Source organism: Frankia sp. AvcI1 (genome assembly GCF_001420875.1).
Classification (GTDB): domain Bacteria; phylum Actinomycetota; class Actinomycetes; order Frankiales; family Frankiaceae; genus Frankia; species Frankia alni.
Map to the genome: position 1 here is coordinate 65,334 of NZ_LJFZ01000010.1, position 23,180 is coordinate 88,513.

The 23,180-nt window shown below is 70.3% G+C and carries 14 protein-coding genes and 15 pseudogenes; 15 read left to right on the forward strand and 14 right to left on the reverse strand.

What is annotated here, in order from left to right; all coding sequences use genetic code 11:
• Positions 1–3 precede the first annotated feature (3 nt).
• From UK94_RS49710 to UK94_RS49720, 3 genes and pseudogenes are all read right to left on the reverse strand, one after another.
• A pseudogene (locus UK94_RS49710) lies at positions 4–550 on the reverse strand (IS3 family transposase); the annotation flags it as partial.
• A gap of 54 nt (positions 551–604) precedes the next feature.
• A pseudogene (locus UK94_RS49715) lies at positions 605–774 on the reverse strand (IS3 family transposase); the annotation flags it as partial.
• Positions 775–1,400: 626 nt separating this feature from the next.
• The gene (locus UK94_RS49720; RefSeq protein WP_235487738.1) at positions 1,401–1,565 is read right to left on the reverse strand and encodes a group II intron maturase-specific domain-containing protein; all 165 of its coding nucleotides are present in this window, start codon (positions 1,563–1,565) and stop codon (positions 1,401–1,403) included.
• 225 nt (positions 1,566–1,790) lie between these two features.
• Between UK94_RS49720 and UK94_RS49725 the strand changes: the two genes are divergently transcribed.
• The 7 genes and pseudogenes from UK94_RS49725 to UK94_RS12635 all read left to right on the forward strand — a co-directional run.
• The coding region (locus UK94_RS49725) for an SAM-dependent methyltransferase (protein ID WP_235487741.1) at positions 1,791–1,938 on the forward strand (148 nt) is incomplete at its 3' end.
• Position 1,939: 1 nt separating this feature from the next.
• Positions 1,940–2,086 (forward strand): annotated as a pseudogene (locus UK94_RS49730) (SAM-dependent methyltransferase); the annotation flags it as partial.
• Positions 2,087–2,189: 103 nt separating this feature from the next.
• Positions 2,190–2,370, forward strand: a pseudogene (locus UK94_RS49750) (SAM-dependent methyltransferase); the annotation flags it as partial.
• Between the two features lies 1 nt (position 2,371).
• A pseudogene (locus tag UK94_RS49755) lies at positions 2,372–2,651 on the forward strand (SAM-dependent methyltransferase); the annotation flags it as partial.
• 208 nt (positions 2,652–2,859) lie between these two features.
• Positions 2,860–4,004, forward strand: a pseudogene (locus tag UK94_RS32500) (transposase family protein); the annotation flags it as partial.
• A gap of 1 nt (position 4,005) precedes the next feature.
• A pseudogene (locus tag UK94_RS49760) lies at positions 4,006–4,191 on the forward strand (ISL3 family transposase); the annotation flags it as partial.
• Positions 4,192–10,463: 6,272 nt separating this feature from the next.
• The gene (locus UK94_RS12635; RefSeq protein ID WP_055749995.1) at positions 10,464–10,748 is read left to right on the forward strand and encodes a hypothetical protein; all 285 of its coding nucleotides are present in this window, start codon (positions 10,464–10,466) and stop codon (positions 10,746–10,748) included.
• A 20-nt stretch (positions 10,749–10,768) separates the two neighbouring features.
• Here UK94_RS12635 and UK94_RS12640 read toward each other — a convergent pair whose 3' ends face one another.
• Positions 10,769–11,917: an acyl-CoA dehydrogenase family protein gene (locus UK94_RS12640; RefSeq protein ID WP_011603944.1), complete on the reverse strand. Its 1,149-nt coding sequence runs from the start codon at positions 11,915–11,917 to the stop codon at positions 10,769–10,771.
• A 197-nt stretch (positions 11,918–12,114) separates the two neighbouring features.
• On the opposite strand from UK94_RS12640, the gene UK94_RS12645 reads away from it, so the two are divergent.
• Entirely contained in the window at positions 12,115–12,675 is a 561-nt protein-coding gene (locus UK94_RS12645; protein WP_268761331.1) for a TetR/AcrR family transcriptional regulator, read from the forward strand.
• 271 nt (positions 12,676–12,946) lie between these two features.
• Here UK94_RS12645 and UK94_RS12650 read toward each other — a convergent pair whose 3' ends face one another.
• The 7 genes and pseudogenes from UK94_RS12650 to UK94_RS73650 all read right to left on the reverse strand — a co-directional run.
• Entirely contained in the window at positions 12,947–13,378 is a 432-nt protein-coding gene (locus tag UK94_RS12650) for a peptidoglycan-binding protein (protein ID WP_041939221.1), read from the reverse strand.
• A 261-nt stretch (positions 13,379–13,639) separates the two neighbouring features.
• Positions 13,640–14,356 carry a DUF2889 domain-containing protein gene (locus UK94_RS12655; RefSeq protein WP_055750071.1) on the reverse strand — a complete coding sequence of 239 codons (717 nt, stop codon included), beginning with the start codon at positions 14,354–14,356 and terminating at the stop codon, positions 13,640–13,642.
• Between the two features lie 108 nt (positions 14,357–14,464).
• Complete coding sequence (gene ureG, locus UK94_RS12660) at positions 14,465–15,178, reverse strand: urease accessory protein UreG (protein WP_041939223.1); 714 nt, start codon at positions 15,176–15,178, stop codon at positions 14,465–14,467.
• A 64-nt stretch (positions 15,179–15,242) separates the two neighbouring features.
• Positions 15,243–15,782, reverse strand: a pseudogene (locus tag UK94_RS49765) (tRNA (adenosine(37)-N6)-threonylcarbamoyltransferase complex transferase subunit TsaD); the annotation flags it as partial.
• A 1-nt stretch (position 15,783) separates the two neighbouring features.
• Positions 15,784–16,313 (reverse strand): annotated as a pseudogene (locus tag UK94_RS49770) (tRNA (adenosine(37)-N6)-threonylcarbamoyltransferase complex transferase subunit TsaD); the annotation flags it as partial.
• A gap of 121 nt (positions 16,314–16,434) precedes the next feature.
• A pseudogene (locus UK94_RS49775) lies at positions 16,435–16,634 on the reverse strand (transcriptional repressor); the annotation flags it as partial.
• A 1-nt stretch (position 16,635) separates the two neighbouring features.
• Positions 16,636–16,977: pseudogene (locus UK94_RS73650) on the reverse strand (transcriptional repressor); the annotation flags it as partial.
• A gap of 192 nt (positions 16,978–17,169) precedes the next feature.
• Between UK94_RS73650 and def the strand changes: the two are divergent.
• From def to cobF, 7 genes and pseudogenes are all read left to right on the forward strand, one after another.
• Positions 17,170–17,748 (forward strand): peptide deformylase, encoded by a 579-nt coding sequence (def, locus tag UK94_RS12675; protein WP_041939224.1) that lies wholly within the window; start codon positions 17,170–17,172, stop codon positions 17,746–17,748.
• 135 nt (positions 17,749–17,883) lie between these two features.
• On the forward strand, positions 17,884–18,597 hold a 714-nt coding region (locus UK94_RS12680; protein ID WP_235487672.1), incomplete at its 3' end, for a TIGR03621 family F420-dependent LLM class oxidoreductase.
• A gap of 1 nt (position 18,598) precedes the next feature.
• Positions 18,599–18,846 (forward strand): annotated as a pseudogene (locus UK94_RS49785) (LLM class F420-dependent oxidoreductase); the annotation flags it as partial.
• 391 nt (positions 18,847–19,237) lie between these two features.
• The coding region (locus UK94_RS49790; RefSeq protein ID WP_235487745.1) for an FAD-binding protein at positions 19,238–19,512 on the forward strand (275 nt) is incomplete at its 3' end.
• A 16-nt stretch (positions 19,513–19,528) separates the two neighbouring features.
• Positions 19,529–19,714, forward strand: a 186-nt coding sequence (locus UK94_RS49795; RefSeq protein WP_235487747.1) for an FAD-binding protein, incomplete at its 3' end; no start/stop codon positions are given.
• Positions 19,715–19,780: 66 nt separating this feature from the next.
• Entirely contained in the window at positions 19,781–20,734 is a 954-nt protein-coding gene (locus UK94_RS49800; RefSeq protein ID WP_268761332.1) for an FAD-linked oxidase C-terminal domain-containing protein, read from the forward strand.
• Positions 20,735–20,754: 20 nt separating this feature from the next.
• Positions 20,755–21,597, forward strand: coding sequence for a precorrin-6A synthase (deacetylating) (cobF, locus tag UK94_RS12690; RefSeq protein WP_055750074.1), 843 nt, complete (start codon positions 20,755–20,757; stop codon positions 21,595–21,597).
• 103 nt (positions 21,598–21,700) lie between these two features.
• Here cobF and UK94_RS12695 read toward each other — a convergent pair.
• The 3 pseudogenes from UK94_RS12695 to UK94_RS76065 all read right to left on the reverse strand — a co-directional run.
• Positions 21,701–22,090, reverse strand: a pseudogene (locus tag UK94_RS12695) (carbonic anhydrase); the annotation flags it as partial.
• A gap of 169 nt (positions 22,091–22,259) precedes the next feature.
• A pseudogene (locus tag UK94_RS49805) lies at positions 22,260–22,704 on the reverse strand (alpha/beta hydrolase); the annotation flags it as partial.
• Between the two features lies 1 nt (position 22,705).
• Positions 22,706–23,161, reverse strand: a pseudogene (locus tag UK94_RS76065) (alpha/beta hydrolase); the annotation flags it as partial.
• Between the last annotated feature and the right edge of the window lie 19 nt (positions 23,162–23,180).

Sequence of the window (23,180 nt, forward strand, 5' to 3'; positions counted from 1 at the left end):
TGNCCTGACGGCGACGTTCCCCGGTCTCGCCGAGCTCGGCCAGCAGCCGGTACATCGTCCGCTCCGAGGCCAGGTAGACACCCTCGTCCAGCAGGGTCGCCCACACCTGGGCCGGGGAAGCGTCGACGAACCGCTCCGAGTGCAACAACGCGACGAGCCGCTCCCGCTCGGCCGGCGACAACGCCGCCGGCTGCCGGCGCTGCATGTGCGGGATCGGCGCCGGCCGCGGCGGGGCCGGGCTTTTCCGATGCCGGCGATAGTGCGTCGCCCGTGACCGACCCATCGCCCGACACGCCACGGCCACCCCGACCCGGCCGGTCAGACTCGCGACACCATCCTCGACTACTCGTTCCGCTTGTTCGGCGAGTTCCGGCCGTCGCTGATCTCGGGAATGCCCTCGGAGAGCGTCTCCAGGAGCTTGGAGACTTTTCCCTGCACATCAATCACGAAGCGGGCCTGCGTCAGCTCCTTTTCCAACCGCGCCTTCTCCGCCCGGAGCTTCTCAAGCTCCCGGTCCCGCTCATCCACCGCAGGACGGCCCTTCGGCTTCNACAAACCCGCCAAAGCCCCCGCCTCACGGNCCTTGCGCCACTCCACGATATGNGCCGAGTACAGGTTCTCCCGGCGCAGGATCGCACCTTTCCCACCCGGCGACGTCGCCGCCTCGTACTCGGTCAGGATCCGCAGCTTGTACGCCGCCGAGAACGACCGCCGCCGCGCCTTCGGCTCGACCTCTGGATCCGGCCGCGACCGGCCATCCTCACGATCTTCCACCCGGCCATCATCGACCAGACCCCGCCCGGCCGTCACCGCCACCACCACGATCCTCGTCTCCCTACCCCGCCACGGTCGCAAAATGATAGACATCACCTGTCTCATGCCATCCTGACAGGTAGGGGGAGCCGGGACCGGGCGGCTGGCCAGCGTGCATCAACTGATCGGCATGGCGCCCCTGCAGGGAATCAGCGTCGGGGTGGACCGCAAGTCCCCGGTTTCCTGGCCCGTCCACCAACGGCACGGAAGCTTCCGGTACACGGGTCGCCTGCGAACGGTGACCTACACGCCGGGGCAGTCCGGGCCGGACGATCCGGAAACTCTGATCCGGGTACGGCGGGAGGCCGCGGCCGCATTCGAATAGCCGTAGGGGTTCGTGCGTCGAGGTGAGGCTGGCAGCCGGGCGAGATCCTGGTCGGGTGGCCCGGGGGATCGCACCCCCGGGCTCCCACAGAACGGAGCGTGAACCTCTCGGTTCACTCCGCTCTTCTCGCCGTGTCCGGTCGGCAGGGATGCCCAGGCCCAGTGCGCGAACAGTCCGGGCTCTCGATCGAGGATCCCGGTCCACCATGCTCTGAACCGCTTGAACGGGCGTAGCCGTCTGTACTTCTTGCCAGCCCACCGCATCAGGTAGGTGTTGATGCGTTGCAGGAGGGTGACATCTGCGGCCGGTAGAACCGGCCATAGTAGTTCATCCAGCCCGCCACGACCGGGTTGATCAGTGCGGCGAGCTCGCTCAGGTCGTGTCTGGTTCGCGTGTGGATTCGCCATCGGCGGACCCGCTGGCTCATCTCCTTCAACGCCTCGGGGCTGACCGCGGGCTGGAAGGCCACGAACANCGTCCCGTCGGCTCTCCCGGCACCCCTGGGCGGCAGGACCTCATCGCGATGGTCNGTGAGCTCCGCCGGCGCANGATCGGGTTCCGGAGCCTGCATGAGGCGGCCGACACCACCACTCCGGGCGCTGCACTAGGGTGATTTGTGAGGATCGTCCAATACACAAGGGGTTGGTCGCGGGTGACGAGTGCGGATCCACACAGCACGCAGGTCGGGACGTGGTGGAAGACCCTCGCCGAAGAGCGCAGCCCGGTCGACCTGAAGACCGATCAGCCGCATTCGGCCCGGATGTACGACTACTACCTTGGGGGCAAGGACCACTTCCCGGNCGACCGGGAAGCCGCCGAGCGGACCCTGGCGGTGTTCCCGAACGCCCGCATCGCCGCCCAGGCGAACCGGGCTTTCATGATCCGAACTACCCGTTATCTGGCCGCGCAGGTCGGGATCCGCCAGTTCCTCGACATCGGCACCGGCATNCCCACCAGCCCGAACCTGCACGAGGNCGCNCAGGNCNTCGCNNCCGACGCCCGGGTCGTCTACNCCGACAACGATCCGATCGTGCTCACCCACGCCCGCGCNCTGCTCACCAGCACCCCGGCCGGCCGTACCGCCTACCTCAACGCCGACCTCCACAACCCTGAGAGCATCCTCGACGCTCCCGAGCTGCGCGCCACCCTCGACCTCACCCAGCCGGTAGCCCTCTCCCTCATCGCGACGATCCACTTCTTCCCCGACTCCGACGACCCTCACGGCATCCTGCNCCGGCTCCTGCAGGCGCTGCCGTCGGGTAGCCATCTGACCCTCACCCACGCCACCGCCGACTACGACGAAGGTATGGAGAGGGTCGCCGCCGCCTACCGGGCGGGCGGCATTCCCGCGCAGCAACGCGGTCGCACCGAGGTCGCCCGTTTCTTCGACGGCCTGGACCTGCTCGATCCCGGCCTGCAGATCGTGCACCGCTGGCGTCCCGACGACGACACCCCCAACGACCTCACCGACGCCCAGGTCAGCTTCTACGGGGCCGTCGGACGCAAGCCGTAGCAGCCAGCCATCGCGCTGACACCGGGGGACTGTCCAGCTAACGGCTCTGTCGCACTTTCGGCTCTGTCGCACTTTCGGCTCTGTCGCACTTTCGGCTCTGTCGCACTTTCGGCTCTGTCGCACTTTCGGTGGTGACGGAGCGTGGTCTCTGGGGAGTCTCGTTCCCGAGGATCGGTGGTCTGCCGGATGTAAGTCGACACGATGTGTCATGTGTGGTGCGGATTGTCTGGTGAAGCTGGCGTTTTCGGGGTTGTCGCCGTTGGTCGTGGAAGAGGTGATCGACGACGGTGGGCTGATCCGGGTGCGGACGCGGACGCGGACGCCGGACGCGCCGGTGGCCTGTCCTGGCTGTGGCGTCGAGACGTCGCGGGTGCACGGATACCACCTGCGGACGGTGGTCGATCTGCCCGTCGACGCCCGCCGGGTGGTCGTGGTGGTGCGGGTGCGCCGCCTGGTGTGCCCGACACGGGCCTGCCGGCAGACCTTCCGCGAGCAGCTACCCGGGGTACCAGCGCCTCACCTCCCGACTGTCCGCGCAGGTCGGTGTGGTGGTGCGGGAGTTAGCCGGCCGCGCGGGCCGTGGTCGTCTCCCGGCACACCGCACTGCGGACGCTGCTACGGCTGCCGCTGCCGGCTCCGCGGGTGCCCCGCGTGCCCGGCAGCCTCGAGGCGTGGCTGCGGGCCCACCCGGGCGTCGAGGTCGTCTGCCGCGACGGCTCCGGCGCCTACGCCGAAGCCGTCCGCCGCGCGCTACCTCACGCGGTGCAGGTCGGCGACCGCTGGCACCTCTGGCACAACCTGGCCGAAGCCGTCCTGAAAGAGATCGCCGCGCACAGCGTCTGCTGGGCCAAAGCCGGCCCACCACCGCGCGAGGGCCCCCCGGGCCGCGACCACCCGCGAACGCTGGGCGCAGGTCCACGACCTGCTCGACCACGGCGTCGGCCTGCTCGAGTGCTCCCGCCGCCTCGGCCTCGCGCTGAACACCGTCAAACGCTACGCCCGGATCAGCGAACCCGAACGCCTCATCCGCGCACCGCAGTACCGCCCCACCCTCGTCGACCCCTACCGCAACCACCTGCGCCAGCGACGCGAACAGGACCCGGCCGTCCCCGTCCTGCGCCTGTTCGACGAGATCGCACAGCTCGGCTACACCGGCAGCCTCAACCTGCTCTACCGCTACATCACCCAAGGGCGGGTCGAAGCCGACCGTCCGGCGATCTCACCACGACGACTCACCCGCTACCTGCTCACCGCCCCCGACCAGCTCACCGACCGCCAGCGGGAGCTGCTCGACACGCTCACCGCCGCCTGCCCGGAGATCACCGCCCTCGCCGGCCTGGTGCGCTCGTTCGCNGCCCTGCTCACCCCCGCCGACGGCAACGCCGAACAGCTGACCGCCTGGATCACCGAGGCGCAGGCCGAGGACCTGCCCCACCTGCACGCGTTCACCCGCGGGCTCGAGCTGGACCGCGACGCCGTGAACGCCGCCCTGACCTGCGACTACCACAACGGCGGCACCGAAGGCGTCAAGCGTCAGATGNACGGACGCGCAGGCTTCCCGCTCCTCCGCCACCGGATCCTGCTCGGCTGACACCACCCTCCGTCACCACCGAAAGTGCGACAGAGCCGTTGTTCTTACACTCCCCGAACCGGGTCCGGGGCGTAGGTCTACGGCGACTGGGTTAACGTTAGCCCGATGCGAGACCGAGATGGCTGCCGGATGGTGGAGTGCCGTCCGGCGGACGACCATTCAGCAGGTGCTCGCCGCCCGCGACCGGTTCGGTTGTGTCCGCGGATGCTACGCCAGACCAGGTGCCCGACAATAGCCGCGGTCCCGAACGCGGTCCGACGGTCGGAATTGTGTTTTCGCCACCCGTCACTCCGGGCGGGTCGGAGATGAGGTTCTTTGACGGCTCGGGCGTGCTTGTCTGGTGCGGGAGGTTGATCTCGACGGGGCTGTAGAGATGTCGCTCGATCGCGTCTGCCGCGGCGGGTGCCTGGTTGCGGGCGAATGCGGCGGCGATCTCCTTGAGGAGATATGGACGTCGAACGTCTCCAGGAGCCACGCCGGCGTCGAGGAGTAGCGCTTCTATGGAGTGCGCGGTCTCGGTGGGCCGGTCCGGTCGTGGTGTCACAGTGAGCCCGACCGATTGAGGCGGTTCGAAGGATCTGTCGCCTCTCATGGCATCTCCGGGTCCGTCGGGTTGTCCTTCGGATTCGCTAGGGCAGGCAGCGTCCGCCGTCTCGTGCAGATGGCTCCGGAACCAGGCAGGCAGCGGCTCGTTGTTGACAACGGCGGAGAGGGTGCCCAGACTCCGCAGGTCCGCGACGGCTTGGGCGACGTCATCCTCGTGTCTGGCGAGCCACCACACCACCGCGCTGCCCGGAGTCCGCAGCACGTCCTGTGCCAGATAGCGGCGCCTGTTCTCCTCCCGGCTGCGTTCCTGGTTCCACAGCTCCTCATCCTTGCGGACGGCGGCGAGGCGTTCGAGTCGTTCACGGTCCGGCGCGGGCAGCGTCAACTCGACTCTATCCGCCATGACGGTTACCCGGCCGGTGGAATCCCGTTGAGTCACGCTCAGTGCCGCCTCCAGCTCCCGTGCGNCAAGGGATGTGTGGAGAGGCTCGTGCTGAGCAGTGATAGTTCGTGCCCGTTCGACGACCGCCGCGCAGGCGAGCGTGCGTGGGTCGAATGATCCGGGGGTCTGTCTGTCCGGTACATCTGTGGACCACCAGCGCANGGTGGCGCAGAAGACGAATGCGTAGTCGGGCACGGCNCTGGGCATCCGATCCGTGGTAATCCGCTCCTCTCCCGGCCGTGCCGGAATGTCCGGAGCATACGGATGGGATGTAGCGCTGTTCGTACCAGCTTCGTCCGGNTGACGGAGGAACCACATCGTCAGGAGGGCACCTGTCAGGATCGTCAGGACGAGGGTCGCCACCGTGCTCATCGGCCATGCGCCGCCGGGGTCGACCAACGAGATCAGGAGCAGCACGAACGCGGCGACAGCCCAGACAAGCGCGGGCAGATACCGCCGGTTCATGATGCAAACTCCCCGGCGCTCCAGGCGGCTGCCTGCCGTGCGGAGACCGCACGATAGAAGGCGTCGGTGACACCGCCGCGCCTGCGTCCGGAGGAGCTCGGGTCGACCGTGNGCCTCGACCAGGCGACGTGGAAAAGCTTCGCCGGAGCGGCGGGATCGTCCGCGGCGGCCTGCGCGAGCACGTCCAGCAGTTGGTCCCGGTGCCCGGCGTCGGTCTCCGCCACCGTCAGCCAGGCTGACACCTGCTCGGCCCAGTCCTCCATCCCGGCGATACGCAGCACCTCGCGCCAGCCAGTGACGAGACTTTGACGCACCCGTGGTTCGTGGAGCAGTGAATCGCCTGTCGCGCNGGCTGCGGTGAGGGCCGCGGCGTCGGCGAGTTGGAGGAACAGCCTCCGGTCCAGTTCCCACCGCGTTCGGTTCTCTGTGACGTGTTCGGCGAGTCGGACGAGCATGAAGGTGCGGAAGTCGGGCCGCCTTCGTACGAGGTCCAGCAGGCTGTCTGTGACCTTGNCGTTGTCCATGTTCCGTCGTGCGAGATGGTGCAGTCNCACCATGGCCTGATCAGGGTGGCGATCTGCGATCACGTCCGTGCATACCCGTCGCACGAGGGAGATCAGTCCAGGGGAGCGCCGGGATATTATCGACCACTGGTACACCTCGTGCCGGAAGAACGAACCTGCTTCGTCATCCTGGAGTGCCTTCGCGGCGATCTGCAGCGCGAGGTTCTGGCGCCAGGTCTGAGACGTCTCGGCCCAGGTACGAACCAGGTCTGCGAGCTCGTGCCAGTCGCTCGGGTGATGGTGCCGCAGGCGCTGTTCGGCGAGGCCGAGGNCCAGGCGTGTCGTCGCCTCGGAGGAGAAGTCGGAATTATCTACGGCAGTTTCTACCCACCGCGCGATCGCGCGGTGGAGGTCGGGCCGCTGATTCCAGAAGTATCCGCGTACAGCACGGTCGAAGTCTGGTCGCAGGAACCGCACTCTGCCGTCCTGGCCGTACTCGCCGCCGAACCTTGTGATCCGGCTGGCGAGATCAGGCTGCGTAAGAACGGTTGTACTTTGCGCGGCTGGCTCGACGGTCTGGACCAGAAGATCTGCCGCGGTCCACACGTCACGGCCGGACAGTCCCTGGAGCATGCCTGTGGAGAGGAACAGCGCGCGCGACGTCGCGTCGGGCAGGTTGTCGGCGAGTTTGCGGACCTCGCCATCCCAATCCTTGAACGCCTGNCACGCGTCGGCGGTCCACGTGCCGAAGTCCGCGTCTCGCGCGGCTTCGTACGCCTGCCGAACATGACCTGCGAAAAGGCTGACGTCGTGCATCGATGGATCGGTGTTGCGAAAGTCCGTCACAGCTGGAGTGGGGGCGAGCGTCATCTNGGGTGAGAACCCGTCTGCACGGAAAGNACGCTGCAGGACCTCGTTGAACGGAGGCTTCGTCAGGCGCGTGCCGAACGCCGCGAGATCCCGGGGGAGCACGGAGGGCATCATGCCGGGGAGGACAACCGCGAGATACGCGCGTTGCTCCTTGACCTCCTGGAACAGCGCCGGCAGCTCGCTCCTCGCCCGCTCCCAGAGTGATCCTCGAGCCTCGGAGAGATCCCAGGACACGCGGTCCGCCTGGCCGATGGTGCCCGGCGGGATCAGCACACGATCCTTCTCAGTCGGTGCGAGCTCATGAAAAGTGCCGTCGTTGCCGGGGCGTTCATGCAGCAGCATCCGGGCCGCGGAGGTACGGCCGGTGCCAGGCCGGCCGCTGATCAGCACGACCCGATATTCGGTCAGGATCGCCCGGGCCTTGGACATTCCGGTCGGCGGCACGAAGTGGCGGGCGAGTATTTCTAGGCCGTCTGCGAAGGAGACTCGCCTGAGCTGCACATCCGGTTCGTCGACCGTCCCTCGGGCGATGGTGACATAGTTGGTCGTCGGGGAGTAGTGATTTACCGACGGTCCGGGAATATTCTGGCTGTGATTCTCAGGATCCGGAGAGGGCCCGCCGGTCATCGTGATTCCTCATCCCGCCGCTCGGTCGGGTCTGGTTGCAATTCTGGACGCCCGCCCCCGGCATTGTGTACGTTTCCGGAGCCGCCTATGGATCCGGCTCCATGGATGTCGCCGGTGTTGACGACCCCTCCACCGGAAACGTNGTGGTAGTCGCCGGCGACATGGTGGGAATTATCGACCCGATAGGAGTGATCGGTGTGCTGTGAGTGATCGGTGACATGGTGCGAAGGGCCGGTGTACATGGTACCGAGATTGATCGGCCCCGGNCCGCCCTTGATCGTACGCACAATGTTTCCTTGGACTGTGTTGTTCTCCCAGGCATCGCCACGTGCCGCCGTCCAGGCCGGATCGGCCTGTTCACGGCCTGGTTTCTCCTGGTCGAGATCCCGCAGGCCCGGCACGTGGNGTGTCAGCAGATCTCCGAGGTCTCGCAGCCTGGCTTCCAGGGTCTGGGGGTCCAGGCGTATGGACTGGAATTCGGCGAAGCGGGCCAGCTCCGGGGGGAGGCGGTCGGGGTCGAGACGTTCGACCAGGCGGTTGTCGAGGACCGGCACGATCCAGATCCCTCGCTGCATCGCGAGGAGGATCTCGCGGCGGACCCAGTCGTTCGGGTCGCGCAGTTTTGGAGAATCAGCCCAGGTGGAGCCGACGACCGGCACCATCGCGCTGGCCGCGGAAACCCTGCTGAGCAGTCCCTCGACAAAGTTCTCACCCGGCTGGATGCTCTTCGGCGCCAGCACGATGTGTTCGCTACCGAACCGCGCGGACAGGGCAGTGTCGATGATCTGCGCCGTCTTCTCGCCGTCTCCGGTTCGATAGTTGATGAAGATCGTTGGATTCATGCTCCCCAGTGCGGTGCGCACTGTCGTCCTTCCTATCGGCGGTCGGGATTCAGGGCACTGCTGAGGTTCGGAGCGAGTGCCTGGACCGAACGGCGGCGATGGTGGCGACGGAGGGTTCTCGCGAGATTGGATAGATCGGTACGGATCGTCGCCGAGTTCAGGACACCTGCGGGACCAAGTAATGGGGCGACCAGATGACATGCCTGGTCCACCTCGCCCGCTACCGCGAGTGCCCGTGCCTGCCTGACCTCGAACCGCGCGCGCGTTCTCAACGCATGGCTGGGANCCCGCTCCAGCTCGGCCNCCAGGACATCCGCCGCCTCCGACGGCCGACCGAGATCAAACAGGCACCAGCCGGTGATCATCGAGGTTGGATCGGTCAGGTTCGTCGTGCCGAGAACCGGTCCATTGGTTGTCGGTTCCGCCTGGCTCAGGAGATCACGGGACGCATCCAGACATCGCATACTCGCCGTGTGGTCACCATTGATCGCATGCCCCTGAGCCTCTCGCTGGAGAGCAAGCATGCGGATGCGGGGCGGGAGGNCCACGTCCTGTGCGTGGCGCGCCAAGGCGATGGTCTGGTCCCCGTCGTTGCGGTACATGGCGACCAGCGCCCGTCGCACGGACGTATAGGCCGCCAGATCCGGGTCTCCGCCCGCTGCAGCCAGGCTGCCTGCTCGTTCCGTCCACCACATGGCGTCGTCGTCGCCGCCGGCCTCCTGCGTGAGCCAGNCGATGTACTCGGCGTACCGGGACGTCAGCCGCAGAGCCCTGCGTCTTTCCGCNCCGTCCGTGCCGGTCGCGATGTCGCGCAGCACGTGCGTCTGGGCTATGAGCACCGGCAACAGGGCCCCGGAGCTCGTTGTCTGCCCGATCTGACGGTACTGCTGGAAAAGGACCTCGAANCCCTCCAGCGCNCCCACATCGTGTACAGCGATGGGTCGATCGCTTCCCGCCGAGCCTGCCCCCACCAGTGACGCCGCGCCGCCCAGCAGAACCTGCCGGCGACCCATCGATTGAAACCAGCTTGCTCCCCCTACAGAAAGATGCATTCGCCACACCTCGTCACGNCTCTCGTCCTTCTCCACCGCCGCCAACGGTGCTGGTTCGCGNCTCTGGTCTTCGAGGAGGGTGATCAGTGCGCCATTCGCGTCGAGGCACGCATCACACAGGCCAGCAAGTTCGCGGCTGGGATCCTTGAGTCCTCGTTCGACCTTGCTGAGCTGGGCCTTGCTGTAGTGCACGGACCTGGAGAGACCGGTCAGGGAAAGTCCGGCTGCCAGCCGTCGCCGCCGAAGCTCTCGGCCGAACGCGTGCGATCGCACCGCCACACGGAACCTCCGCTTCCTACCGGGATCTCATCGCCACCACAAGTGTCCCGCTTTTTGCTATCGGGTGGGCGGTGCAGAAGCGTTTCCCGTTTCCTCTTTTGGAGTACCCGAATCGGTATCTAAGCGGAAAATCGGGCGAACGGCCCTGGTCTTAACGGTGAGTGCGACCCCTGGTGCGCGAGCCGACGGTGACGGCGGGTCCGGATCAGGTCCTGGCCGACGCGGTCGCCGCCGGGGTCCTGAGTCGGACCGAAGCCGACCTGATCGCCGCCATGCGGGTTGACGAGTGGTGTCCGGGGCTGCTCGGTCAGCAGTCGCCCCGGATGCTGGCCAACCCGACGAGTTTTCCCTGGATCCGGCGATGGCGTCAGGTCGGATTTTCCTGTGCGAGGCGCAGGACCAGACCGCAGATTTCTCGGCGTGCCGGTGGTTAGCTGGAGCGACTTCCATCTATAGGTAAATATTTGTTCTAGAAGCTCGCGGCGCCACATGCTCGGCGGGCAGGTAGGACCCGCTGCGGCGGGTCCGAATCATTGCGTCCGTGGTTGTCGCTGGTGGTCATGAGAGCGGCGATGACGACATCGGTGTCGACCAGATGCGACGGATCGCTGCGGTGTGTGGCGCGGGCCACTCCGTGCGGGTGTGTCTGCTCGTCTACGCGAGGTGCATCTCCGGTGGGGACGAGGCCGCCCGGCGGCGGATCGACGCGGCGTTGGCCGCCGAGAGCGAGACGGTCGAGGTCTCGCCGACTCAGAAGCCGGCGGATTCTCATCCGCGCCCTATCCGCAGCCAGCCGGAAACGACCGGACTGGACCGGACACCGCTGGACATCACCCTGGCAGAGCCCGAACCGACGACCGGACCCGAACTGGAGCTCTGACCAGCGTGAAGGCCCTCTGATCAGCCTCGGGCGAGGTGGCGGCTGATCACTAGGCGCTGGATCTGGTTGGTTCCTTCGAAGATTTGCATGATTTTGGCTTCGCGCATGTAGCGCTCGACGGGGTAGTCCTTGGTGTAGCCGGCGCCACCGAAGACCTGGACGGCGTCCTCGGTGACCTTCATGACGGCGTCGGTGGCGACGAGCTTGGCGATGCTCGCGGCCTTGCCGGCGGGCAGGCCGGCGTCGCGGCGGCGCGCCGCGGCCAGGGTCGTCGCCCGGGCCGACTCGACGGCGGCGGCCATGTCGGCGAGCAGGAAGCCGAGGCCCTGGTGGTCGATGATCGCCTTGCCGAACGCCTGGCGCTCCTTGGCGTAGGCGACCGCGTCGTCGAGGGCGCGCTGCGCCAGGCCGACCGCGGCGGCGGCGATGCCGAGCCGGCCGGCGTCCAGGGCCGCCAGGGCGATCCGCAGGCCGTTGCCCTCCGTACCGATCAGGCGGTCGGCGGGCACGGGCGCGGCGTCGAAGCCGATCTGGGTCGTGGGCGAGGCGGTCAGGCCCATCTTGCGCTCGGGCGGGTGGACGTCCATGCCGGCGGTGCCGGCGTCGACGAGGAAGCAGGAGATGCCGCCGGAGCGGTCCTCCGACGTACGGGCGAACACGGTGTAGAAGTCGGCGGCGCCGCCGTGCGTCACCCAGGCCTTCGTCCCGGACAGCCGGTAGCCGCCGTCGGGGTCGGGGCGGGCGGCCGTCGTCATCGCGGCCGGGTCGGAGCCGGCGTGCGGCTCGGACAGGCAGTAGGCGCCGAGGAGCGTGCCCGACAGCAGCCGGGGCAACAGGGCGGCGCGCTGGTCGTCGGTGCCGTGGTAGGCCAGCGGGAAGCAGCTCAGGCTGTGCACGCTCACCCCGACGGCGACCGACGCCGAGCGGTAGGCGATCTCCTCCAGGGCCTGTAGGTAGACCTCGTAGGGCTGGCCGCCGCCGCCGAACTCCTCCGGGTAGGGCAGCGCGAGCAGGCCGGCCTCGCCCAGGATCGCGAAGACCTCGCGGGGGAAACGGGCCTTCGCCTCGTCGTCGACGACGCGGGGCTCGATCTCCTTCTCGCCGATGGTGCGGACGAGATCGATCAGCTCGCCGGCCTCGGGGGAGGGAAGTAGGCGGTCGGCCGGCATGGCGTGCCTCCAGGGATGTCACCGAGGAACCGGGGCGTCGCCGACGCGTGCCGTGCGACGGAGCCTACAGTACCGCACGGGGTACCCGGGTACTGTTCAGAGCTGAGGTAGATTGATCGATCATGACGGTGAACTGGGACGTCGACACCTGGTCGGCCGCGGCGGCCGGCGNACCGAGGACCAGTCGTCAGTCGGACCTGTTCGACGCCCTCGTCGAGATCTTCCTGGCGGAGGGGTTCGCCCGGTTCACCCTCGCGGACCTCGCCGGCCGGCTGCGCTGCTCGAAGTCGACGCTCTACACCCTCGCCCACAGCAAGGAGCAGCTCGCGGTCGCCGTCGTCGTGCACTTCTTCCGCAGCGCCGCCGAGCGGATCGACGACAGCCTGCGCAGCGCGCCCGACCCGGCCGACCGGCTGCGTCGCTACCTCGACGGGGTCGCCGCCGAGCTGCGCCCCGCCTCCGCGGCCTTCCGCGCCGACCTCGCCGCGTTCCCGCCCGCCCGCGCCATCTACGAGCGCAACACCAGCATCGCCGCGGCGAAACTGCGCACCCTGGTCGCCGAGGGAGTGGCCGTCGGCGTCTTCCGGGAGGTCGACGCGCGGTTCGTCGGACAGGTCGCCACGCTCGCGATGGTCGGTATCCAGCAGGGCACCATCGAACGCCAGACGGGCCTCGCCGACGCCGACGCCTACGCCCAGCTCGCCGGCCTGCTGCTGCACGGCCTGGCCCGCCGCGACGGCGACGCGACAGCCGGATAGCAGCTCCGCCCGGCGCCCGGCGCCCGGGGTTCGGGGCGGGTGTGTGGGAGAGCCGCGACCGTGGTTCTTCTGTACGGTTCGGCGTCCGATTTATCCACACGGAGCAGGCAACACACGCGGCTCCGTTTCCGCGCACGCTATTCGCGGGGCGCGGTGCCGGGGACCCGGTCTGCCTTCGGACGCCAGGCCGACCGGCCCCCGCCCGCGGACCGCGGTCGCGGGGGAGGATCCGGTCGGCTCCGGGCTCCGGGCTCCGGGTGGGCGGGCGCGGTCAGCTCGCCCGGTCCCCCTTGGCCAGGTGGTTCCAGGTGGTGGGGCCGACCTCGCCGTCGACGAGAGCGTGGACCGCCCCCTGGTAGTGCCGCACCCAGGCGGCGGTGCGCGGCCCGAACTCGCCGTCGAGCGCCAGCTTCGGCTGGTAGTGGGGGTCGAGCGTGTGGGAGGCGTCCTGCACGGCGTGGACGGCCTGGCCGCGCGAACCGGAGCGCACCGGCACGATCAGCACCGGCCAGGTGCGCTGGCCGACCTGCCCGTCGGGCGTCAGCCCGTGCCGGGTCTGGAATTCGCGCACGGCGGTCACGGTCCGCGGGCCGTAGGCGCCGTCAACCGGGACGCGCAGGTCGTGCGCGCCGAGAAGGTACTGCACGAGCTGCACGGTGAGTCCGGCGTCACCGGACTTCTGAAGGGGCCAGGAAAGTGCCATGAGGAGGTCTCCCGTATCGCGTGAGTGCGGGCGGATGGGGGGTTTGGAACACTTACGAGACTGCNCTCNAAACCCGATTTCCGCCGCATTTCGTCGTGCTCGCGACACGCGGGAATTAGTCCGTACTTCTCCTTTCTCGCGGCCGTTCCGGACGCGCGGAATGGAGCAACATTGTCGTTCGCTCGGCAACGATTTCTCGCCGGCCGGCTGGAGCCGCCGGCCGGCTGAAGACGCCCGGCTGAGGCCGTGGGGTGGGGCGGTTCAGGTGGGTTCGTAGGCGGTCAGCGGCGGAGCGGGATAGGGGTCGAAGCCCGGGCGCCAGCCGGCGGCGAGTTTCCGCGTGGCGATGCCGTCGGGCGCCCAGATGTGGCAGGTCCCGGTGAGGGCCGCGGCCTGCCGTCCGCTCACCACAGGACCCGAGCCCCCGGCCCGATCCGCCGTCTGTGCCTCCGGCGGTTGGGCAACCGTCGTCTGCGCGTCCGTCGTCTGCGCGTCCGTCGTCTGGGTGTCCGCCGTTTGGGCTTCCGTCGATGCGGGCGCGTCCGGGGGCTCGGCGCCGGGGGTGAGACCGCGGCGGCGGGCGTCGGAGGCGCTCAGCGTCGCCTGGATGATGGCGGGGCCGGCGGCGCGGGCAAGCTCGTGCAGATGGGAGCAGCCGTGGACGCCGGACACGGTCTCCCGCAGCGCGCGGGTGAACCCGCGGCGCACCGACAGCCCGACGAGGCGGTCGAAGCTCGGCCTGATCAGCGGGCACTCGGTGTGCGGGAAGGCGTTCATCCCCGACTCGACGGCGACGATCGTCAGGTCCGCCGCCCGCACGTGCAGGGCGAGCTGCATGTCGTGCAGCAGCACCCGGGCCGGGTCCGGATGCCAGGGCCGGGTGTCGCGCAGCCTCGCCCGGGCGATCAGCAGGTCGTCGGCCTGGTGGACCTCGATCTCGATCGTCCTGCGGTGCACCGGCGGCACGGCTGCTGGCATCGCGACTCCCCTCGTGCTCGCCCGGCGGCCGGCGGGCGGCCCCGGGCTGGTCCGGCGGTCGGACCGGAGCCCGCTCACGGTGACCGCGGCCCGCCGGTCCTTCGCGGCCTACCCGGCGGCGGCCGGGGTGGCGCCGCGGGGGCCGTGCGGGGACAGGTCGGCGAGCTGGGCCCGCACCCAGGCTGTCACGTCGCCGGCCGTGGGGTCGGCGGTCAGCGACGTGAACAGCACCGGGCGGGGGCCGCGGGCCGCCGCCGCGTCGCGGGCCATGACGCCGAGATCCGCGCCGACGAGAGGCGCGAGGTCCGTCTTGTTGATGACCAGCAGGTCGCTGAGGGTGACCCCGGGACCGCCCTTGCGCGGCACCTTGTCGCCGCCGGCCACGTCGACGACGAAGATCTGCCGGTCGATCAGTCCGTAACTGAACGTGGCGGTGAGGTTGTCGCCGCCGGACTCGACGAGGACGAGGTCGAGGGGGCCGGTGTCGGCCTCCAGATCCTCGACCGTGTCCAGGTTGGCGGTGATGTCGTCGCGGATCGCCGTGTGCGGGCAGCAGCCCGTCTCCACCGCACGGATGCGCTGTGGGTCCAACACCCCGGCGCGGCGCAGGAAGTCGGCGTCCTCGGTCGTGTAGATGTCGTTGGTGACGACGCCGAGACGCAGGCTCGGCGCCAGCGAGCGGCACAGCGCGGCGACGAGCGCGGTCTTGCCGCTGCCCACCGGGCCGCCGACGCCGATGCGCGGCGCCCGCCCGAGCGGCACCGGCCCGCCGCCACCGCCGTGCGCGTGCGGGGGCTGCAGTTCGTCATGACCGAGATGCATCGTCGAAGGTCTCCCGGGTGCGTGCGTGCGTGCGTGTGGCGGGGCGGGGGCGGTGGGCGTGGCGTCAGGCGGCGCGCTGCGTCGGCTGTACCACGCCGAGCTGGGCCTGGTCGAGGAAGGCGCCGGGCATCGCCGCGAGGTCCGGGCGGGACGGGGCGGCCCCCGAGCGGACCAGCAGGTCCCCGAGGGCGGCGATCATCACCCCGTTGTCGGTGCAGCGCTTGCGGGCCGGGATCCGCAGCCGCAGGCCGGCCGCCTCGCACCGCTGCGCCGCCAGGGCCCGCAGCCGGCTGTTCGCCGCGACCCCGCCGACGATGAGCAGGTCGCCGATCTCGTGGTCGCGGCAGGCGCGGATCGCCTTGGCGGTGAGCACGTCGACCACCGCCTCCTGGAACGACGCGATCACGTCCCCGGCGGGGACGGTGGAGTCGGGGTGCGCCTCCACCCAGCGGGCGACGGCGGTCTTCAGCCCGGAGAAGGAGAAGGTGTACGGCGAGTCGGTGCGGCCGGTCAGGGGGCGGGGGAACGCCAGCGCCGCCGGGTCGTTGCCGACCGCCTCGCGGTCGACCGCCGGACCGCCCGGGTAGGGCAGGCCGAGCACCCGNGCGACCTTGTCGAAGCATTCGCCGGCGGCGTCGTCGAGGGTGTCGCCGAGGTGGACGATCGGATCCCGGGCCAGGTCACCGACGCGCAGCAGCGACGTGTGCCCGCCGGAGACGATCAGTGCGATGAGCGGGTCGGGCAACGGCTCGCCGTCGACGAGATCCGCGGCGAGATGGCCGGCGAGGTGGTGCACCCCATAAAGCGGCACGTCGAGGGCGGTGGCGTAGGCCTTCGCCGCGGACACCCCGACGTGCAGCGCCGTGGCGAGGCCGGGGCCCGCGGTGACCGCGACGGCACCGATGTCGGCCGCGGTCAGCCCGGCCGACGCCAGCGCCGCGCGCACGCACGGGACCAGCGCCTGCACGTGGGCCCGCGCCGCGATCTCCGGCACCACGCCGCCGTAGCGGGCGTGCTGGTCCATGCTCGTCGACAGCGCGTCGCCGAGCAGGACGCCGTCGCGGACGAGCGCGACCCCGGTCTCGTCACAGGACGTCTCGATGCCCATCACCACCGGGCTGGGCTGCACCGGCATCGTTCGTGGCCTCCCTCGGACGGCGGACCGCCACCGTCCCTACCAGCGCTGTCTCCTACGAGGGACGAACTACGCCCTCGGGTGAGCCTACGCCGGCCCCGGGATCGCGAGTCGGCCCAGGTCAGCGTGGGTGGTCCGGCGGATCGGCCGCGGCGGCGCAGGGCCGGCACAGGCCGGTCAGCGCGGCATGGTCGGGTTGGAGCCGGAACCCGATCTGACGGGCGAGCCGATCGGCGACGCCGTCGAGCAGGTCGGCGGGCACATCGCTGATCTGGCCGCAGCGGCGGCAGCGCACGTGCAGGTGGCCGCTGCCGGTCAGCGNCGAGGCGAGGTGGTAGACGGCGGGCCCGTGGTCGGGATGGACGTGGGTGACCAGGCCGAGCTCGCCGAGGGTCTCCAGCGCCCGGTAGACGGTGGTGCGGTGCAACCCCGGGACGATCTCGTCGGCGCGGGTGAGGACGTCGTCGACGGAGAGGTGTTCGCTGGTTCCGGCGAGGACACGCAGCACCGCCCGGCGGGCCGGGGTGACCCGCTCGCCGAGCGCGCGCAGCTCGGCGATCCCGGCCGCGGCGAGATCGTCCCGCCGCCCGGGGAGCGCATCGTGACCGGCGGCGGCCGTTGCCGCAGCGGCTCCGACGGGCCGGCGGTCCTCCACGACGTCCACCTCCGGACAACGATCGGCCGGCTGGCGGTGCTCCCGGGCGATGACCCGCAGACTGTACCGATCATCCCCGCCCGTTCCCGATCCGGTCGCCCCGCGGCCCGGCGGCCATTGTTGCGGGCAGGTGACCGACGTCTGACCGGCGTCCGGCGGCGGGCTCCCGGTGGTGGGCCGGCTTGTGACACAGTGTCCNCCATGGCCGTGCTCCCCATCCGGACCGTCGGTGACCCCGTGCTGCGCACCCCGACGGCCCTCGTGACGACGTTCGACGCCGCCCTGGCGCGGCTCGTCCACGACATGATCGACACCATGTACGACGCGCCCGGCGTGGGGTTGGCCGCCCCGCAGATCGGCGTCGGCCTGCGGGTGTTCGTGTTCGACGTCGGCTACGACCCGCGTGACGTCACGGTGCCCCGCGTGCCCCGCGTCGTGGTCAATCCGGTGCTGGAGCTGGCCGCCGACGGCGAGCAGCAGGAGGGCCAGGAGGGCTGTCTGTCCGTGCCGGGCCTGCACTTCTCGACGACGCGGGCGCTGCGGGCGAGCGTTCGCGGAGTGGACGTCACGGGCGCGGCCGTGGAGTACGCCGGCGAGGGCCTGCTGGCCCGCTGCTTCCAGCACGAGGTCGACCATCTCGACGGCACCCTGTACCTCGACCGGCTGACCGGTGAGGAGCGCCGCGCGGCCGTGCAGGCGTTGCGCGAGCCGCCGCCGAGCCCGGAGCAGGTGCGCGCGGCCGGCGAGGAGCTGCGCGCCCTGCGCCGCGCGGACCAGTGACGTGTGCGGCCGCCTGACATGTACGGCCGCCTGACGTGTGTGGCCCTCTGACATGTGTGGCCGGTGACGCGGGTGGCCGGTGAGGGCGTGATGATGTCGGCGGGGGCCGGATCGGTGGAGTGAGGAGTGGCAGCGGTGACGGAGATCTCTGGCGGGCCGTACAAACGGCCGTTCCGGTTCAACATCCAGTGTTCCTCACCCGAGCAGGTCGACGCCCGGTCGTGGGCGGACCTCGCCCGGCAGGTCGAGGATCTGGGGTACACGACGCTGACCGTCTCCGACCACCTCGACGAGCAGGTCGCCCCGATCGCGGCGCTGATGGCGGCGGCGGACGCCACAACCACGTTGCGCATCGGCGCGATGGTGTTCAGCAACGACTACCGGCATCCGGTCGTCCTCGCGAAGGAGGCGGCCACCCTCGACGCGCTGTCCGGGGGCCGGTTCGAACTCGGCCTCGGCGCCGGGTGGATGACCTCGGACTATGAGCGCGCCGGCCTGCCGCTGGACCCGCCGGGGGTGCGGATCAGCCGTCTCGCCGAGTCCCTCGCGGTCATCAAGGGCATGTTCGCCGACGGCCCGCTGACCTTCCACGGCGCGCACTACCAGGTCGCGGGGCTCAGCGGCACGCCGAAGCCGGTGCAGCGCCCCCACCCGCCGATCGTCATCGGCGGCGGCGGGCGGCGGCTGCTGTCCCTGGCCGCGCGGGAGGCCGACATCATCGGGCTGAACATGAACATGGCCGGCGGGGTCATCGACGCCTCCCTCGGCCCGAACGCGACGACGGCCGCCACCGAGGAGAAGATCGGCTGGATCCGCGAGGCCGCCGGCGCCCGGTGGGACGAGCTCACCNTGCAGGTGCGCATCCACCTGGCGATCGTCACCGACAACCGCGGTGAGATCGTCGATCAGCTCGCCGCCGGCTTCGGGCTGACCACCGAGCAGGCGTACGCCACCCCGCACGCGCTGTGCGGCTCGGTCGACCAGATCGTCGACGACCTCGTCGAACGCCGGGAGCGGTTCGGGATCAGCACCATCGGCGTCGCCCTCGACTCGCTCACCGCGCTGGCACCCGTCGTCGCGCGGCTCGCGGGAACCTGACCCGCCCGGCGGGCGGCGCCGCCGCGCTTCCGCCGCTGCCGGTCCACGCCGCCGTCCGCCGCCGTCCCGCCCGCCGCCGCCGTCCCCGTCGCCGGCTGCATCCGTCGTGAGTACCGAATCCGTCCGAACGCCCGTCGTCGTCGAGGAGCCAGCGTTGGTCGAGCACATGAAGTGGTGGGGTTGGGGCCGGGAGAGCGTCTCCTTCAGCCACAGCGACAAGCCCGACCTGGCGCCGTTCGTGCNCACGAACATCGGGCTGGACATCACCCGCCCGCCCGCGCAGCCGCCGGCCTTCGCGGACCTGACGATCCCCGACCCGACGCTGCCGGAGCCGCTGCGCGCGGCGCTCACCGCCGCCGTCGGCGCCGAACACGTCCACACCGACGCCCACATGCGGGTGGTGCACGCCTACGGCAAGAGCCTGCGGGACCTGGTCCGGATCCGCAACGCCGACCTCGGCCGGCTGCCCGACGCCGTCGTCTACCCGGACGGCGAGGAGGCGGTGCGGGCCGTGCTCGCCGCGGCGCTCGACGCCGACGCGGTGGTCATCCCGTTCGGCGGCGGCAGCAACATCTCCGGCAGCCTGGAGGCGCCGCGCGGGGAGACCCGACCGGTGATCTCCGTGGACCTGGGGCGCCTCGACCGCGTCCTGGAGATCGACGCCGANGCCCGGCTCGCCCGCATTCAGGCCGGCGCGCTCGGCCCGCACCTGGAGGAGCAGCTCAACGCCCAGGGCTGGACGCTGGGCCACTTCCCGGACAGCTTCTCCCACTCCACTCTGGGTGGCTGGATCGCCACCCGTTCGTCGGGCATGCAGTCCGACAAGTACGGTGACATCGCCGAGATCACCCGGGCGGTCCGCGTCGTCNCCCCCGCCGGCGTCCTCGCGACCCGGCCCGTGCCCAGCCAGTCGACCGGGCCGAGCGTGCGGGAGATGATCCTCGGCAGCGAGGGCCGGCTCGGCATCATCACCGAGGCGACGGTGCAGGTCCACCGGGTGCCCGAGGAACGCGTCATCCTCGGCTACTTCTTCCCCACCTGGGACGACGCCCTGGTGGCCATGCGGGAGATCGCCGAGAGCGAGGCCAGCCCGACCGTCACCCGGGTGTCCGACGCGAACGAGACCCGGTTCTCCTTCGCGACCCGCAGGAAGGGCTCGCTCGCCTCGGGCCTGGTCTCCGCCGGGCTGAAGCAGTACCTGCGCCGGGTCCGCAACTACGACCTGGAGCAGATGTGCCTGTCGTTCATCGGCTTCGAGGGGACGCCGGCGCACGTCAAGGCCCAGCGCAAGCTCGTGGGCGAGATCGTCGGTCGCCACGGCGGCCTCTGCGTGGGCACCGGTCCCGGGCAGCTCTACGACCAGAAGAAGTTCGACACCCCCTACATCCGCGACTTCCTGCTCGGTCAGGGCGCGGTCGCGGACGTGTCGGAGACGTCGGCCTCCTGGTCCCAGCTCGGCCCGCTGTACCGCGGCGTGGTCGCCCGGGCCAACAAGGCGTTCGCGGAGATCGGCGTCGACGGCTGGATCATGTGCCACCTGTCGCACTCGTACCATTCCGGCGCCTGCCTGTACTTCACGTTCGCCTACTCCTCGCCGGTGACCCTCGAGGCGATCGAGGGCTATGACACGGTGAAGTCCGCGATCCAGCAGGGTTTCCTCGACCTCGCGGGCACCCTGTCCCACCACCACGCGGTCGGCGTCGAGCACGCCCCGTGGCTCGGCGACGACATCTCCCCGGCCGGCGTGCGCCTGCTCACGGCGCTGTTCGACGGCATCGACCCCGGCCACAACCTCAACCCCGGCAAGATCATCCCGGGTGCGGGTGCGGGTGCGGGTGCGGGTGCGGGTGCGGGTGCGGGTGCGGGTGGCGGGCCGGTGGGGGAGTAGTCCCCGGAAGGGCAGTGGGCATGCGCACGATCCTGGTGGTCGGGATCGGAGCCGGGGATCCCGACCAGCTCACGATCCAGGCGGTCAAGGCACTCGGTCGCGCGGAGGTGTTCTTCGTGCTGGACAAGGGCCCGGCCAAGGACGACCTCGTCCGGCTGCGCCGGGAGATCCTCGACCGGCACCTCGGCGCCGGCGACCACCGGGTCGTCGAGGCCCGCGACCCCCGCCGCGACCGCAACCCCGCGGACGCGGCCGCCTACGCCGCCGCCGTCGAGGACTGGCACGACCGCCGCGCCGAGCTCTACGAGCGGATGATCCTCGACGAGCTGTCCGAGGACGGCTGCGGCGCGTTCCTGGTCTGGGGCGACCCGTCGCTGTACGACAGCACGCTGCGCATCGTCGAGCGGGTCGCCGCGCGCGGGCGGGTGGCGTTCGACTACGAGGTGATCCCCGGGATCACCAGCGTGCAGGCGCTGGCCGCGAGCCACCGGGTGGTGCTCAACCGGATCGGCGGCCCCGTCGAGATCACCACCGGTCGGCGCCTCGCCGAGGGATTCCCGGTCGGGGTCGACGACGTCGTCGTCATGCTCGATGCCGACACCACCTTCCGCAGCCTCGACGACCCCGACCTCGACATCTACTGGGGTGCCTACCTCGGCACGCCGGACGAGATGCTCATGCACGGCCGGGTCGCCGACGTCGGCCGCTCCATCGCCCGCACCCGCGCCGACGCCCGCCGCCGCAAGGGCTGGATCATGGACATCTACCTGCTGCGCCGCCGCCCGCCCGGGCCCGGAGCCGGACCCGGCCCCGCCGACCATCGCCCGTCCGCCGCACCGGCCGACGCCGACATTCTCGAATAGTGCGGTGCCCCGCCGGGCGAGGAGCGCGCACCACCGCCTGAGCGGCGATCTACTCGCTGCGTACCGGCGTGGGGCCGACGACGGTGTCGACCAGCCCGGTGGNGACGTCGTAGACGAGTCCTGACACCAGGAAGCCCCTGGCGCGGATCTCCCGCTCGATGATGCCGACGTCGACGCGAACCGAGGCGACCGGGTCGCCGACCGCCTTGGCGTCGAGGTCGCGGGCGGGGATCTCGAAGTAGTCGGCGAGCAGCGCCGGGAAGGCGGCCAGGTCCGTCATGCCGCAGTCGGTGTGGTGCAGGATGACCAGATTCCAGTCGCCGGCGGGACGGCCGTCGCGGTCGGCCTGGCCGACCTCGCCGAGCAACGCCATCGTGCGCAGCGTCGCGGGCGTGATCCGCCCGCCGACGTTGCGGATCACGGCGGCCTCGCCCTGTTCGAGGCCCAGCACGCGAGTCGGATCGACGCGGGGGTCGACACAGCAGACGACCATCAGGTTGCCGCTGGGACTGATGCTCGGGTCGGCGCTGAATCCGGCGGCGGCGAACTTCGCGTTACGTCTGGTCAGATCGTCCGCGCTGGTCACGACGCCTCCTCAACCGGCGATGAAGTCGAGCAGCTCCTGGTTGAAGTCCTNCTCGAACCGACCGGTCAGGCCGTGNGGAGCGCCGGGGTGGACCTTCAACGTGGCGTGGGGAATCAGCTTCACCGAGCGGTACGACGAGGCCTCGATCGGCACGATCTGGTCATCGTCGCCGTGCGAGAAGAGGACCGGGACGTCGATCTTCTTCAGATCCTCGGTCAGGTCCGTCTCGGAGAACGCGGCGATGCAGTCGAAGGCACCCTTGACCCCGACCGTCATGCACATCTGCCAGAAGGCGTCGCGGGTTCCCCGGGACACGTTCGCGCCGTCGCGGGTTCCCCGGGACACGTTCGCGCCGTCGCGGTTGTTGCCGTAGAAGGGTTCGCTGAGGTCCCGGTAGAACTGGGCCCGGTCCGCGGACAGCCCCGCGCGCAGTCCGTCGAAGACCGCCATCGGCGCGCCCCCCGGATCACTGTCGGTGCCGAGCAGATGCGGCGCCACCGCGCCCCGCAGCACGGCCCTGGNCACCCGGGAGGAGCCGTGCCGACCCAGATAGCGGGCCACCTCGCCGCCTCCGGTGGAGTGACCGACCAGGACGGCGTCGGTCAGATCGAGGGCCTCGATCACCTGGGCGAGGTCGTCGGCATAGGTGTCCATGTCGTTGCCATCCCAGGTCTGGCTGGACCGGCCGCCGCCACGGCGATCATGGGCGATCCCGCGGTACCCGTGGTCGGCGACGAGCTTGACCTGACTGTCCCAGACGTCGGCGGTCAGCGGCCAGCCGTGGCTGAACACGACCGGCTGGCCGGCGCCCCAGTCCTTGTAGAAGATCTCGGCGCCGTTCCGCGTGGTGATCGTGGGCACGATGATCGTCCTCCCGTCGGCAGGTCTGCGGCGGCGTCCGCCAGGGCGCGGCCGGGCGCGGTCTCGCCGGGGCTGACAGTAAACGTTCCGTAACCACCTGGGTCGGTAGGGCGACACGGTGCGCCGCCGCCACGGC

What these genes read in the sequence shown, in the direction of transcription:
- UK94_RS12650 (WP_041939221.1), bottom strand. Translation starts at nt 13,378, where the DNA reads ATGGCACTTTCCTGGCCCCTTCAGAAGTCCGGTGACGCCGGACTCACC.
- UK94_RS49720 (WP_235487738.1), bottom strand. Translation starts at nt 1,565, where the DNA reads ATGAGCCAGCGGGTCCGCCGATGGCGAATCCACACGCGAACCAGACAC.
- ureG (WP_041939223.1), bottom strand. Translation starts at nt 15,178, where the DNA reads ATGCATCTCGGTCATGACGAACTGCAGCCCCCGCACGCGCACGGCGGT.
- UK94_RS12640 (WP_011603944.1), bottom strand. Translation starts at nt 11,917, where the DNA reads ATGCCGGCCGACCGCCTACTTCCCTCCCCCGAGGCCGGCGAGCTGATC.
- def (WP_041939224.1), top strand. Translation starts at nt 17,170, where the DNA reads ATGGCCGTGCTCCCCATCCGGACCGTCGGTGACCCCGTGCTGCGCACC.
- UK94_RS12655 (WP_055750071.1), bottom strand. Translation starts at nt 14,356, where the DNA reads ATGCCAGCAGCCGTGCCGCCGGTGCACCGCAGGACGATCGAGATCGAG.
- UK94_RS49800 (WP_268761332.1), top strand. Translation starts at nt 19,781, where the DNA reads ATGATCCTCGGCAGCGAGGGCCGGCTCGGCATCATCACCGAGGCGACG.
- UK94_RS12635 (WP_055749995.1), top strand. Translation starts at nt 10,464, where the DNA reads ATGCGACGGATCGCTGCGGTGTGTGGCGCGGGCCACTCCGTGCGGGTG.
- cobF (WP_055750074.1), top strand. Translation starts at nt 20,755, where the DNA reads ATGCGCACGATCCTGGTGGTCGGGATCGGAGCCGGGGATCCCGACCAG.